The 12734-nt window shown below is 60.3% G+C and carries 10 protein-coding genes; 5 read left to right on the top strand and 5 right to left on the bottom strand.

The annotated features are described in order from the left end of the window. Window positions 1–9 precede the first annotated feature (9 nt). On the bottom strand, window positions 10–1461 hold the full coding sequence (gene ascF / locus ACMWJS_RS08405) for a PTS cellobiose/arbutin/salicin transporter subunit IIBC (protein WP_024907719.1): 1452 nt from the start codon (window positions 1459–1461) through the stop codon (window positions 10–12). Window positions 1462–1675: 214 nt separating this feature from the next. Here ascF and ACMWJS_RS08400 point away from each other — a divergent pair, with 214 nt between their 5' ends. From ACMWJS_RS08400 to ACMWJS_RS08385, 4 genes are all read left to right on the top strand, one after another. Then, window positions 1676–2689 (top strand): LacI family DNA-binding transcriptional regulator, encoded by a 1014-nt coding sequence (locus tag ACMWJS_RS08400; RefSeq protein WP_262790554.1) that lies wholly within the window; start codon window positions 1676–1678, stop codon window positions 2687–2689. 134 nt (window positions 2690–2823) lie between these two features. After that, window positions 2824–3369, top strand: coding sequence for an electron transport protein HydN (hydN, locus tag ACMWJS_RS08395; protein ID WP_032643033.1), 546 nt, complete (start codon window positions 2824–2826; stop codon window positions 3367–3369). Window positions 3370–3374: 5 nt separating this feature from the next. Continuing rightward, window positions 3375–5615 carry a carbamoyltransferase HypF gene (gene hypF, locus ACMWJS_RS08390; RefSeq protein WP_414746940.1) on the top strand — a complete coding sequence of 747 codons (2241 nt, stop codon included), beginning with the start codon at window positions 3375–3377 and terminating at the stop codon, window positions 5613–5615. Next, the gene (locus tag ACMWJS_RS08385; protein ID WP_414746939.1) at window positions 5593–6615 is read left to right on the top strand and encodes a HoxN/HupN/NixA family nickel/cobalt transporter; all 1023 of its coding nucleotides are present in this window, start codon (window positions 5593–5595) and stop codon (window positions 6613–6615) included. Before hypF ends, ACMWJS_RS08385 begins: the two co-directional genes overlap by 23 nt. Window positions 6616–6696: 81 nt before the next feature. Here ACMWJS_RS08385 and norW read toward each other — a convergent pair whose 3' ends face one another. Both norW and norV read right to left on the bottom strand, forming a co-directional pair. Further along, on the bottom strand, window positions 6697–7830 hold the full coding sequence (gene norW, locus ACMWJS_RS08380) for an NADH:flavorubredoxin reductase NorW (RefSeq protein ID WP_414746938.1): 1134 nt from the start codon (window positions 7828–7830) through the stop codon (window positions 6697–6699). Next, entirely contained in the window at window positions 7827–9269 is a 1443-nt protein-coding gene (gene norV / locus ACMWJS_RS08375) for an anaerobic nitric oxide reductase flavorubredoxin (protein WP_414746937.1), read from the bottom strand. Before norV ends, norW begins: the two co-directional genes overlap by 4 nt. A 188-nt stretch (window positions 9270–9457) precedes the next feature. Here norV and norR point away from each other — a divergent pair, with 188 nt between their 5' ends. Then, window positions 9458–10972, top strand: a complete 1515-nt coding sequence (gene norR / locus ACMWJS_RS08370; RefSeq protein WP_235403482.1) for a nitric oxide reductase transcriptional regulator NorR — start codon at window positions 9458–9460, stop codon at window positions 10970–10972. Here norR and gutQ read toward each other — a convergent pair. Beyond that, on the bottom strand, window positions 10969–11934 hold the full coding sequence (gene gutQ, locus ACMWJS_RS08365) for an arabinose-5-phosphate isomerase GutQ (RefSeq protein WP_414746936.1): 966 nt from the start codon (window positions 11932–11934) through the stop codon (window positions 10969–10971). The two genes, norR and gutQ, sit on opposite strands and share 4 nt — an antisense overlap. Beyond that, a complete protein-coding gene (srlR, locus tag ACMWJS_RS08360) occupies window positions 11927–12700 on the bottom strand; it encodes a glucitol operon DNA-binding transcriptional repressor SrlR (protein WP_032640855.1) in 774 nt (257 codons plus the stop codon). Before srlR ends, gutQ begins: the two co-directional genes overlap by 8 nt. Window positions 12701–12734: the final 34 nt, after the last annotated feature.

Genomic DNA, 12734 nt, shown 5'->3' with positions numbered 1-12734 from the left:
GCTTTCAATTTATGCTTTTGCTGCGTTGTTCTGTACCGGTGCGGTCTGCAGGGCGCGCGCTTTTTCGGCGTCGTCTTCGACCGGAATATCCTCAAAGCCCAGTATCAGGGTCAGAACAAACGACAGCACCACTGCCAGACCCATCACGCCAAACACCCAGACGATGGTCATCGGGTTCGCCGGGTCGAAGAACTGTACGCTGGTAAACAGCCCCGGTGCCGCCATCGAGTGGCTGGCAAGACCCGCGATACCGGCAACCGCGCCGCAGATAAAGCCGCTGATCAGGCTTGCAATCAGCGGGCGTTTCAGACGTATTGCGACACCGTACAGGGCCGGTTCAGAGATCCCCGCCATGATGGCGGAGGCCGCCGCCGCCAGCGCCGTCTGGCGCAGCTCCGGGTTTTTGGTTTTCCACGCCACCGCCAGCGACGAACCGCCGAGCGACAGGTTGGCGCCAATTTCCGACGGCATCACCATCCCTTCCTTGCCCGTTTCGGCAATGGTCTGAATGATGGTTGGCGTAAACACGCGGTGCATGCCGGTCATGACCAGCAGCGGCCACAGCGCGCCCATGATGGCCACGGAGAGCCAGCCCAGATAGCCGTGAATGGTGTAGACCAGCGCGGAGATCGCACTACCGATCCAGATGCCCAGCGGTCCAATCAGCACGATGGCGAGCGGGGCGGCAATCAGCACGATCAGCATCGGCTTGAGGAAGTTTTTCGTCACCGCCGGGGTGATACGATCCACCCAGCGTTCGATGTACGACAGGCACCAGGTCATCACCAGCGCGGGGATGACGGTGTAGGTGTATTTCACCGCCGTCACCGGGATAAACGCGAACTCAACGTGCTCGCCCTGCGCGGCTTTCGCCATCAGCTCGATAAAGCTCGGATGCACCAGCACGCCCGCAATGGCTATCGCCAGCGACATGTTGGTTTTGAATTTCACCGCCGCCGAGGCCGCCACCATCAGCGGCAGGAAGAAGAACGCGCCGTCGCCGATGACGGTCAAAATGGTGAGCGTCGGCGCGCCTTTGGGCAGCACGCCGGTCATCTCAAGGATCATCGCCAGCAGCTTGACCATCGAGCCGCCGATGATCGCCGGGATCAGCGGGGACATGGTGCCGATCAGCGCGTCGAGGATCCCAGCGCCAATGCGGCGCAGCGTCAGCTTTTGCGGGCCTTCCGGCACCGCGGGCTGCAGGTCAGCGGGCAGCAGGCTTACCACCTCGCGGTACGCCTGGGAGACGGTATTGCCAATAATCACCTGGCACTGGTTGTCGTTGCGCACCACGCCGAGCACGCCGCTGATGCTTTTCAGGCGCGCGGCGTCGGTGAGGGTTTCATCTTTCAGAACGAAACGCAGTCGCGTCATGCAGTGGGTGACGGCGACGATGTTCTCTTTGCCGCCCAGCGCGCTGATAACGTCGTTCGCCAGCGCAGCGTAATTTTTGGCCATCGGATGTGATCCTGTTATCGTTGTGTGAAATGTAGGAAACCGGTTCCACATAATCATCATGAGTTTTTATGAATGAAACAAGATTGCTTTTTGACCATTTTTTTATTTCGTGATGCCGATCACCAGCCGGAACCCAAAGCGTGATGTCGCCGCTGCGACAATTTTTCTGCAGTGCAGTACACTGCGCTCCATCAGATTCAGACGGAATAACAACATGACCACGATGCTTGAAGTGGCGAAGCGGGCAGGCGTTTCGAAAGCGACGGTATCCCGGGTGCTGTCGGGCAATGGCTATGTCAGCCAGGAGACTAAAGATCGGGTGTTTCAGGCCATTGAAGAGAGCGGCTATCGCCCAAATTTGCTGGCGCGCAACCTGGCGACCAAACGTACCCAGACGCTGGGCCTGGTGGTGACCAACACCTTGTATCACGGCGTCTACTTTAGCGAGCTGCTGTTTCACGCCGCGCGCATGACGGAGGAGAAAGGGCGGCAGCTGATCCTCGCGGACGGCAAGCACAGCGCCGATGAAGAGCGCGAGGCGATCCAGTATCTGCTCGATATGCGCTGCGACGCGGTGATTATCTATCCGCGTTTTCTGAGCGTGGAAGAGATGGATGAGATCGTCGAGAAGTGCGAGCAGCCCATTATGGTGCTCAACCGCCGCCTGCGGAAAAACAGTAGCCACAGCGTGTGGTCCGATCATAAAGCCTCCAGCCAGGACGCGGTGTCACAGCTGATTGCGAAAGGGCATCGGGAGATCGCCTTTATCACCGGCTCGCTGGATTCTCCCACCGGGGTTGAGCGTCTCTCCGGCTATAAGGACGCGCTGGCGCAGCACGGTATTCCGCTGCGCGAGGGGCTGATTGCGCAGGGGAAGTGGAACCCCGCCAGCGGCGCGGCGGCGGTGTCCGAACTGCTTGCTCGGGGTGAGCGCTTTACGGCGCTGGTGGCGAGCAATGACGATATGGCCATCGGTGCCATGAAGCAACTGCACGACAGCGGCGTGGCCACGCCGGACGCGGTGTCGGTGATCGGTTTCGACGACGTGGCCATTGCGCCTTACATTGTGCCGTCGCTCTCCAGCGTCCGCATCCCGGTAACGGAAATGATCAAAGAGACCATCAGCCGCCTGATCTTTATGCTCGACGGCGGTGAGTTTAAATATCAGCAAACCTTCTCCGGCGAGCTTGTCCTGCGCGACTCGGTTATTGACGGCCCGCACCGCTGATGTCGACAGCTGTCATCGTCATAAGTGACGATGACGGCACCACTGTGATTTTTAAAATGCTATAAAATCAATAATTTAATTATTGGCACGGTTTATGAATATCTCCGCGCATAACTGTAATGCTGGAGAAGCAGATGAACCGTTTTATTATGGCCGATGCCAGTAAGTGTATTGGTTGCCGTACCTGTGAAGTGGCGTGCGTGGTTTCCCATCAGGCGGAGCAGGACTGCGCGTCGCTTACCCCTGACACCTTCCTGCCGCGCATCCACGTCATCAAAGGCGTGAATATTTCCACCGCCGCCATCTGTCGCCAGTGCGAAGACGCACCGTGCGCGAACGTCTGCCCGAACGGGGCGATTAAACGCGAGAAAGGCTTTGTGCACGTGATGCAGGAGCGCTGCATTGGCTGCAAAACCTGCGTGGTCGCCTGTCCGTATGGCGCGATGGAGGTGGTGGTCCGTCCGGTAGTGCGCAACAGCGGTATGGGGCTGAGTGTGCGCGCGGACAAAGCCGAAGCCAACAAATGTGACCTGTGCTACCACCGTGAGGCCGGCCCGGCCTGTATGGAAGCCTGCCCGACGCACGCGCTGGTCTGCGTGGATCGCGACAAGCTTGAGCAGATGAGCGCCGAAAAGCGCCGTCGCGCGGCGTTCGACACCTCGTCATCACTGCTGTTCTGAGCCGTATGAGCAGCAACGGCATTCAGCTGCGGGTGCGCGGCAAAGTGCAGGGCGTCGGGTTTCGTCCCTTCGTCTGGCAGCTGGCGCAGGCGCTTCAGTTGACCGGTGACGTCTGCAATGACGGAGAGGGCGTGCTGGTGCGCCTCGCGGGTAATGGGGGGGCCTTTACCGCGAGGCTGCATCAGGACTGCCCGCCGCTGGCACGCATTGACCGCGTGGAAGCGCAGCCGTTTACCTGGTCGCGCGTGCCGGAGGACTTTACCATCCGCCACAGCGCGGCCGGGACGATGGACACCCAGATTGTCCCCGATGCGGCGACCTGCCCGGCGTGTCTGGCTGAGATGGGCGACCCACGCGAACGCCGTTATCGCTATCCGTTTATCAACTGCACCCACTGCGGGCCGCGGTTTACCATTATCCGCGCCATGCCTTACGACCGCCCGGCCACGGCAATGGCGCCGTTCCCGCTCTGCGGGCCGTGTGAAGCCGAGTACCGCAATCCTGCCGACCGCCGTTTTCACGCCCAGCCGGTCGCCTGCCCGGACTGCGGGCCCGCGCTTATGTGGCATGCGGGCGACATGACCGCTGAGCGCGAGGCTGCGCTGCGCGCGGCGGTGGCGATGCTGAAAAGCGGCGGTATTGTCGCCGTCAAAGGGCTAGGGGGCTTTCACCTCGTCTGTGACGCGCGTAACCCGCAGGCGATCGCGACGCTTCGGTCACGCAAGCAGCGGCCCGCGAAGCCGCTGGCGGTGATGATCCCGCATGCGGATGACCTGCCGGAGACGGTTCAGACGCTGCTACGCTCACCCGCCGCACCCATTGTGCTCACGCCAAAAGCCTGGCTGCCCGCGTTCCCGGAAGGTATCGCACCCGGTCTGGATTCCGTGGGCATCATGCTTCCTGCGAACCCGCTGCAGCACCTTCTGATGATGGACTGCCAGTGCCCGCTGGTGATGACCTCCGGCAACCTTAGCGGCAGGCCGCCTGCCATCACCAACCGGCAGGCGCTGGATGAGCTCGGCGACATCGCAGACGGCTTCCTGCTGCACAACCGCGATATCCTGCAGCGGATGGATGATTCAGTGATGGATCGCGACGGCGCGATGCTTCGCCGGGCGCGCGGTTTTGTGCCTGATGCCATCACGTTGCCTGCCGGGTTCGAGAATATCCCCGCCATGCTGTGCACCGGCGCGGAGAAGAAAAACACCTTCTGCCTGGTGCGTGGCAGCCAGGCGGTGCTGAGCCAGCATTTTGGCGATCTCGGTGACGAGGGTGTCGAAGCGCAGTGGCGTTCCGCGCTGTCGGTGATGCAGGACATCTACGCCTTCCAGCCGGAACGCGTGGTGTGCGACGCCCATCCGGGATATCGCGCTCGTCAGTGGGCACAGGCGCAGGCGTTGCCCCTTGAAGAGGTACACCACCATCACGCTCACGCCGCGGCGTGCCTGGCCGAAAACGGCTGGCCGCGCGATGGCGGAGACGTTATCGCCCTGACGCTGGACGGGATCGGTATGGGGGAAAACGGCGCGCTGTGGGGCGGAGAGTGCCTGCGGGTCAGCTATCTCGACTATGCGCATTTGGGTGGTCTGCCTGCCGTTGCGCTGCCGGGCGGCGATCTGGCGGCGCGGCAGCCGTGGCGTAATCTGCTCGCCCACTGTCTGGCGTTTGTACCCGACTGGCAGCAGTACCCGGAAACCCATGCGGTTCAGCGCCAGAACTGGCCGTTGCTGGCGACGGCGATCCAGCGTGGCATCAACGCGCCGCGAGCTTCTTCCTGTGGTCGCCTGTTTGACGCGGTTGCCTGTGCGCTCGGCATCGACACGCAGCGTTACGAAGGGGAAGCGGCCTGCCGGCTGGAAGCCCTGGCATCGCAGTGCGCGGGTGTCGACCATCCGGTGACGCTGGAAGTGGATAACCTCGCGCTTTTCTGGCAGCAGTGGCTGAGCTGGCAGGCGGAACCCTGCGCGCGCGCCTGGGCGTTTCACGATGCGCTGGCAAAAGGGCTGGCGGAGCTCGCCACGTTTCATGCCCGGCGCCTGTCGCTGTCGACAATCTGTCTCAGCGGCGGGGTATTACACAACCGTCTGCTGTGCGCACGTCTGCGTCATTATCTTTCTGACTTTACGCTTCTTTTTCCTTCGCGCCTGCCCGCAGGTGACGGAGCGATCTCCTTCGGGCAGGCGGTGGTCGCCGCTGCCCGGTCATGTTTACAAAGGACTAAAAATGTTACGACTGTTACGCAATGAACCTCGCGCCGCGCTTCTGCTGCTGGCTCTGGTAATGGCAAACCTGTTGGCCTGGGGATGGGCATGGCACACTTTTAGCGGCAGCACGGCGCTGATGGCGGCAAGCCTGCTGGCGTGGTGCTACGGACTGCGTCATGCGGTGGACGCTGACCACATTGCAGCCATAGATACCGTGACGCGTAAGATGATGCAGCAGGGCAAACGCCCGTCCGGCGTGGGGGCGTGGTTCTCGCTGGGCCACTCCACCATCGTGGTGCTGGCCTCCATTGCCATCGCCGCTACCGCCACGGCGTTTCAGAAGAACATGGCGTGGTTCCACGAAACCGGCAGCCTGATTGGTACCGCCGTTTCCGCGACCTTCCTGCTGGCGATGGCGCTGGTGAATATGGTGATCCTGCGCGGCGTCTGGCGCAGTTTTCAGGCGCTGAAACACGGCAGGCCTGTGCAGGACGACATCACGCTACCTGCTCAGGGCGGGGTAATGAACTGGCTGTTTGGCAAGACCTTCCGCCTCGTCAATAAAAGCTGGCAGATGTACTTGGTTGGCTTCCTGTTTGGTCTCGGCTTTGATACGGCCACCGAGATCGGCGTGCTGGGGATCTCTGCCGCCAGCGCGTCCAGCGGGATGTCGGTGTGGTCAATCATGATCTTCCCGGCACTCTTCGCCAGCGGCATGGCGCTGGTGGATACCCTCGACAACCTGCTGATGGTCGGCGCCTACGGCTGGGCGTTTAACAAGCCGCAGCGCAAGCTCTACTACAACATGACCATCACCGGCACCTCCGTGGTGGTGGCGCTGTTTATCGGCGGGCTGGAAGCGCTGGGTCTGCTGATGGATAAATTTGACCTCAGCGGCGGCCTGTGGGATCTGATTGGCACGGTGAACGACAATCTGGGCAACGCCGGGTTTGTCGTCGTGGGTTTGTTTATCGCCTGCTGGCTGATTTCCATGGCGAATTACCGCTGGCGCGGCTACGACGCGCTGGTGGTACGTTCCTGACCGACCCAGCCCGGTGGCGCTACGCTTGCACGGGTCTGCATGTAGGCCGGGTAAGCGCAGCGCCACCCGGCAATACGAGGGTTAAGCAGGGAGCGATTTCAGCAGGGCGAAGGCCTCTTTCATCCTGTCTTCACTGACGACAAAGGCGCGCATCTGACCGTCATTATCCGTACCGCGCGCCACCATGCCCTGCGGCGAAAGGGCAATCTGCCAGTTCAGATCCTGACGCTGCGTTTCGCCTGCGAGATGCAGCGGTAATTCCGGCGTTTTCACTTTGACCAGCATGGCGGCTAATTTCACCGGCGTACTGCCGCCGAGCAGGTTTTTCGCCAGAGACAGCGCGCTTAATTGAATCGGCTGTAAAAAGGGCAGCACCTGGCCGTTAATTTCCGCGCAGTCGCCCAGGGCATAAATGTCCGGCTGGGTGGTTTGCAGGTAGCTGTTAACCTTCACGCCGCGGTTGATTTCGGCGCCTGCGCGATGCGCCAGCGCCGTTTCCGGGCGCAACCCCGTCGCCGCAATCACCACATCCACTTCCACGCTGCGGCTGCGGTCGAGCGTTACACGTATGCCGCTGCCGGTTTTGCTCAGGCTCTGCAGCTGCGATTTCAGCAGCAGATGGACGCCCATGTCGGTCAGATGATGCTGTAAGCGGCTGCTCACTTCAGCGGGCATCAGTGCTGACAGAATGCTCGCCGCGTGGTCGACCAGGGTGACGGATTTACCCGCACGGCAGAAATCCATCGCCAGTTCGGTGCCGATCAGCCCGCCGCCGACAATCATCACCCGCGTGGCGTCGTGAAGCTCCGTTTCGCTGGCCTGATACGCCTGCTGGCTGTTGAGCGTGACCATCAGCTCGCGGCCCTCAACCGGCGGCACAAACGCAGAGGCACCCGTGGCCAGCACCAGCTTGTCGTACTGCCAGGTTTTATCTTTCGCTTTCACCAGACGGGCGTCGGCGTCGATATCGGTGACCCAGGTGTACGGAAACAGACGCAGGTTAAACTGTTCTGCGAACGCCCCCGCCGTCTGGCGGATGAGATCGTCGGCGCGCTGGTTCTGGCTAATGACGTGGCTTAAATCAGGCTTGTTGTACTCGTCCATGCTGTCGGCGGCGATCAGCGTCAACGGCACGTTAGCGTCCTGTTTGCGGATATTTTTTACCAGCTGGCGGGCGGCAAAACCCGAGCCGATAATGACGATGCCGTGGCTCATTTTACCTCCGTTGCCAGTTCATCAAAAACGTCTTTCCCGAGGGAACATTCCGGGCAGAGGAAGTTGTCCGGCACCTCACTCCACGGCGTGCCTGGGGCGACATCCTGCAGCGGCTCGCCCCGTTCCGGGTCGTAAATCCACTGGCATACGCTGCACTGCATGCATGGACCGAGGTCGGCAGCGGCGGCTTCAGCTATGGCTTCCGGCGCAATCGCCGCGGCGGGGGTGGTTTCCGGCAGCGGTGCGAGCGCCCACTGACGGGCAATGTCGCGGCCGTGCTGGCGGCAGATTTCCAGGGCGTCGATATCCGGCCGCCATTTCGCCTTCAGACTCATCGACATCTCAAACCCTGCATCCTGTAAACGGGTAGAGAGACGGTCTACCGCGCCGCCGCTCCAGCCGTGGGAGCCAAAGGCGCTGGCGCGCTTGTTGCGAAAACGCAGGCCGGTCATCTCTTCGACCAGACCGGCAATCTTCGGCATCATCACGTTGTTCATGGTGGACGTACCCACCAGCACCCCTTTTGAGCGGAAGACGTTGGTGAGGATCTCGTTTTTATCACTGCGCGCCACGTTGAAGATTTTCACCGCCACGTTCGGGTCCACTTCGTTGATGCCCTGGGCAATGGCGTCCGCCATCATGCGGGTATTGTTGGACATGGTGTCGTAGAAGATCGTGATGCGGTCTTCCTGATAATCCGCCGCCCATTTCAGGTACAGCTCGACGATCTGGGTGGGGTTTTCACGCCACACCACACCGTGAGAGGTGGCAATCATCTCCACCGGCAGGTTAAAGCCGAGGATCTCGGTGATTTTTGGCGTCACCAGGCGGCTGAACGGGGTCAGGATGTTGGCGTAGTAACGCTGGCACTGCTCGAAAAGCTCGGTCTGATCCACTTCGTCATTAAACAGGCGTTCGTCGCAGTAGTGCTGGCCGAAGGCGTCGTTACTGAACAGCACCGCGTCGCCGGTCATGTAGGTCATCATGCTGTCCGGCCAGTGCAGCATCGGGGTTTCCACGAAGATCAGCTGTTTACCGTTGCCGATATCCAGCGCATCGCCCGTTTTCACGGTGTGGAAGTTCCACTCCGGATGGTGGTGATGACCGTTGATCGAGTCGATGGCGTTGGTGGTGCAGTAGATCGGAGTGTCCGGAATATACGACATCAGCTCGGTCAGGGCACCGGCATGATCCTCCTCCGCATGGTTGATGATGATGTAGTCGATGGCATTCAGGTCGATTTCACCGCGCAGGTTCTGCACGAACTCGCGGCTGAACCTGTGATCGACGGTATCGATCAGCACGTTTTTTCCTTCGCGGATGAGATAGCTGTTGTAGCTGCTGCCGCGCAGCGTTTTGTATTCCGTTCCGTGGAAATCGCGCACTTCCCAGTCACGTTGACCGACCCAATGAATGTTATTTTTAACCAGAATAGACATAGCAAACCTCAGCGTAATATCACGTTTTTCAAATAGGATGGTTTGCTTATATCAAGCTGCGTGCCAACTTTTAATTTATTGATTTTTATAAATTAATGTTTTTATGATCCGTAATGGGTAGTCATTATGACTATCAAAAACAGTGTCATTATGACAATATGCATTGTCAAAATGACAGCGAGGCAGGCATGAGCTTTTCCGTAGACGTGCTGGCGAAGATCGCCATTGAGCTGCAAACCGGTATCGGCCATCAGGACCGCTTTCAGCGGTTGATCTCCACGCTGCGCCACGTGCTGGCGTGCGACGCCTCGGCGCTGCTGCGCTACGAAGGGCGGCAGTTTATTCCCCTGGCGATCGACGGCCTGGCGAAGGACGTGCTCGGGCGGCGCTTTACCCTTGAAGGCCATCCACGTCTGGAGACCATTGCCCGCGCGGGTGACGTGGTGCGTTTCCCGGCGGACAGCGACTTGCCCGACCCGTACGACGGGCTGATTCCCGGCCAGGAGAGCCTGAAGGTGCACGCCTGTATCGGCCTGCCGCTGTTTGCCGGGCAGAATCTGATTGGGGCGCTGACCCTCGACGGCATGTCGCCGGACCAGTTCGATACTTTCAGCGATGAAGAGCTGCGCCTCATTGCGGCGCTGGCTGCCGGGGCGCTTAACAACGCGCTGCTGATTGAACAGCTGGAGAGCCAGAATATCCTTCCCGGCAGCCCGGCGTCGTTTGAGCAGGTCACGCACACGGAGATGATTGGCCTCTCTCCGGGCATGGCGCAGCTCAAAAAAGAGATTGAGATTGTTGCCGCGTCCGATTTGAACGTGCTGATCTTCGGGGAGACCGGCACCGGCAAGGAGCTGGTGGCGAAGTCGATTCATGAAGCGTCGCCGCGCGCGGTCAATCCGCTGGTGTACCTCAACTGCGCCGCGCTGCCGGAAAGCGTGGCGGAAAGCGAATTGTTTGGTCACGTCAAAGGGGCGTTTACCGGCGCTATCAGCAACCGCAGCGGCAAGTTCGAAATGGCCGATAACGGTACGCTGTTTCTGGATGAAATAGGCGAGCTTTCCCTGTCGCTACAGGCCAAACTTCTGCGCGTATTACAGTACGGCGATATCCAGCGCGTGGGCGATGACCGCAGCTTAAGAGTGGATGTGCGCGTGCTGGCGGCGACCAACCGCGACTTGCGTGAGGCGGTGCTGGCCGGGCAGTTCCGCGCCGACCTGTTCCACCGCCTGAGCGTGTTCCCGCTTACCGTGCCGCCGCTGCGCGAACGCGGGGACGACGTGGTACTGCTGGCGGGCTATTTCTGCGAACAGTGCCGTCTCAGGATGGGGCTTTCCCGCGTGGTGCTGAGTCCGGGGGCGAGGGCCCATCTGCTGAGCTACGGCTGGCCGGGCAACGTGCGCGAGCTGGAACACGCGATTCACCGCGCGGTGGTGCTGGCGCGAGCGACGCGTTCGGGTGATGAAGTGGTTATACATGCCCGGCATTTTGCGCAGCATGATGAAACCGCACCCACGATTGCCCATGCAGCTCCGGAGATAACGAGCGAAAACCTGCGCGACGCGACAGAGGCGTTTCAGCGTCAGATGATTATCCGCGCGCTGGATCAGAACAACCGCAACTGGGCGGCGTGCGCCCGGGCGCTGGAGATGGACGTCGCCAACCTGCACCGGCTGGCGAAGCGTCTCGGGCTGAAGGGTTAGATAATCCCGGCCTGATAGAAATCCTGCAGGTTGATGGCGCCGCACAGCCTGCCGGTGTCATCCACCACCGGTGCGGCGGTGATTTTGCGCTTCATCAGCACCTCTTTGGCTTCAATGGCGCGGCTCTCGGCGTTCAGCGTCAGCCCGCCCTGGGTCATGGCGTCCGACACTTTGGTTTCTAGCTTGCCACCGCCCACCAGCCAGCGGCGCAGGTCGCCGTCGGTGAACACGCCTTTGACGTACCCGTCGTCATCGCACACCGCAACCAGCCCCAGACCGGTGCGGCTGAGCTCCAGCATCGCGTCCATGACGCTGGTATTGAGTTTGACCTGCGGAATCGCATCGTTAGTGCGCATCAGGTGGTGAACCTTGTTGAGCAGGCGTGCCCCGAGCGCCCCCGCCGGATGCGAGCGGGCGAAATCTTCTTCGTTAAACCCACGCGCCTGCATCACCGCCATCGCCAGCGCGTCGCCCATCATCAGGGTATTCACGGTGCTGGAGGTCGGGGCGAGGTGCATCGGACAGGCTTCACGCTCAACGGAAATATCCAGCGTCGCTTTGGCGGCCAGCGCCAGCGGTGAGCGGGATTTCCCGGTCATCGCCAGCAGGGCAACCGATTTTTCCTGCAGACGCGGAATGATGAGATCCAGCTCTTTTGCCGAACCGGAGTAGGAGATAAACAGCATCACGTCGCGGCTCTCAATCATTCCCAGATCGCCGTGCAGCGCTTCTGCAGGATGCACGAAGAAGGCCGGGGTGCCGGTGCTGGCCAGCGTCGCGGCAATCTTTTTGCCGATGTGGCCGGATTTACCGATGCCCGCCACGATCACTTTGCCTTCGCAGTGGATAATGGTGTTGGCGGCGCGGACAAAATCCTCGCCCAGACGTTCCGGCAGGCGGCTGGCTTCCTGCAGCTCCAGCATCAGCGTCTGGCGGCCCGTTTCTAACAGAAAATCACTCATCTCTCTCTCCGGTTACGATCACGTCGATGCCTTTCTCTTCCAGCGCTTTTTTGAACGCCGGATCGATACCCGCGTCGGTAATCAGCTTATCAACACTTTCCAGGCTACAGACAATGTTGGGGCTTTTGCGGCCAAACTTCGACGAGTCTGCCATCAAAATTACTTCCCGCGCGGCGTTGCACATGGCTTTACTGACGCTGAACACTTCGTTGAACGTCGTAACGCCCGCGTTCAGGTCGATGCCGTCGGTGCCCATGAATAGTTTATCAAAGCTGAAGTGGTCGAAGGCGTTCTCCGCAAGCTGTCCGTGAAATGAGGCGGATTTTTTGCGAAAGGTGCCGCCGGGCATCAGGATGGTCTGCTCGCTGTCGAATTCCGACAGGGCGTTGACGATATGCAGGCTGTTGGTCATCACCGTGATGTTGTTAAAGCGGCTGAGCAGCGGGATCATCTGCAGGACGGTACTGCCGGCATCCAGAATGATGGAGTCGCCATCGTGGATAAATTTTACGGCGGCTTCGGCAATCAGCGCTTTCTGGTGGGTATTGATCAGCGTTTTGTGGTCGATAGGCGGGTCCGCTTCGTCTTTATTGAGCACCACGCCGCCGTAGGTTCGAATGACGGCGCCAGAGTTTTCGAGCAATACGAGGTCCTTGCGTATCGTTGTGCCGGTGGTGTCAAAGTAGTGGGCCAGATCCTCTACCGAGCATTTTCCCTGCTTTTGCAGATGCTCAAGAATGGCCGCCTGGCGCTGACGAGGTTTCATAGGCGCTTCGTTCCTTAGGTTGCGAAATGATAAT

Origin of the sequence: Enterobacter sp. HK-058-C-ECC (assembly GCF_047531125.1) — a bacterium.
Lineage (GTDB): Bacteria > Pseudomonadota > Gammaproteobacteria > Enterobacterales > Enterobacteriaceae > Enterobacter > Enterobacter quasiroggenkampii.
This window is presented reverse-complemented; position numbering and strand designations above follow the sequence as displayed.

Coding starts and splice junctions, on each gene's coding strand:
- ACMWJS_RS08400 (WP_262790554.1), top strand. CDS start 1,676: ATGACCACGATGCTTGAAGTGGCGAAGCGGGCAGGCGTTTCGAAAGCG.
- hydN (WP_032643033.1), top strand. CDS start 2,824: ATGAACCGTTTTATTATGGCCGATGCCAGTAAGTGTATTGGTTGCCGT.
- ascF (WP_024907719.1), bottom strand. CDS start 1,461: ATGGCCAAAAATTACGCTGCGCTGGCGAACGACGTTATCAGCGCGCTG.
- hypF (WP_414746940.1), top strand. CDS start 3,375: ATGAGCAGCAACGGCATTCAGCTGCGGGTGCGCGGCAAAGTGCAGGGC.
- srlR (WP_032640855.1), bottom strand. CDS start 12,700: ATGAAACCTCGTCAGCGCCAGGCGGCCATTCTTGAGCATCTGCAAAAG.
- norV (WP_414746937.1), bottom strand. CDS start 9,269: ATGTCTATTCTGGTTAAAAATAACATTCATTGGGTCGGTCAACGTGAC.
- norW (WP_414746938.1), bottom strand. CDS start 7,830: ATGAGCCACGGCATCGTCATTATCGGCTCGGGTTTTGCCGCCCGCCAG.
- norR (WP_235403482.1), top strand. CDS start 9,458: ATGAGCTTTTCCGTAGACGTGCTGGCGAAGATCGCCATTGAGCTGCAA.
- ACMWJS_RS08385 (WP_414746939.1), top strand. CDS start 5,593: ATGTTACGACTGTTACGCAATGAACCTCGCGCCGCGCTTCTGCTGCTG.
- gutQ (WP_414746936.1), bottom strand. CDS start 11,934: ATGAGTGATTTTCTGTTAGAAACGGGCCGCCAGACGCTGATGCTGGAG.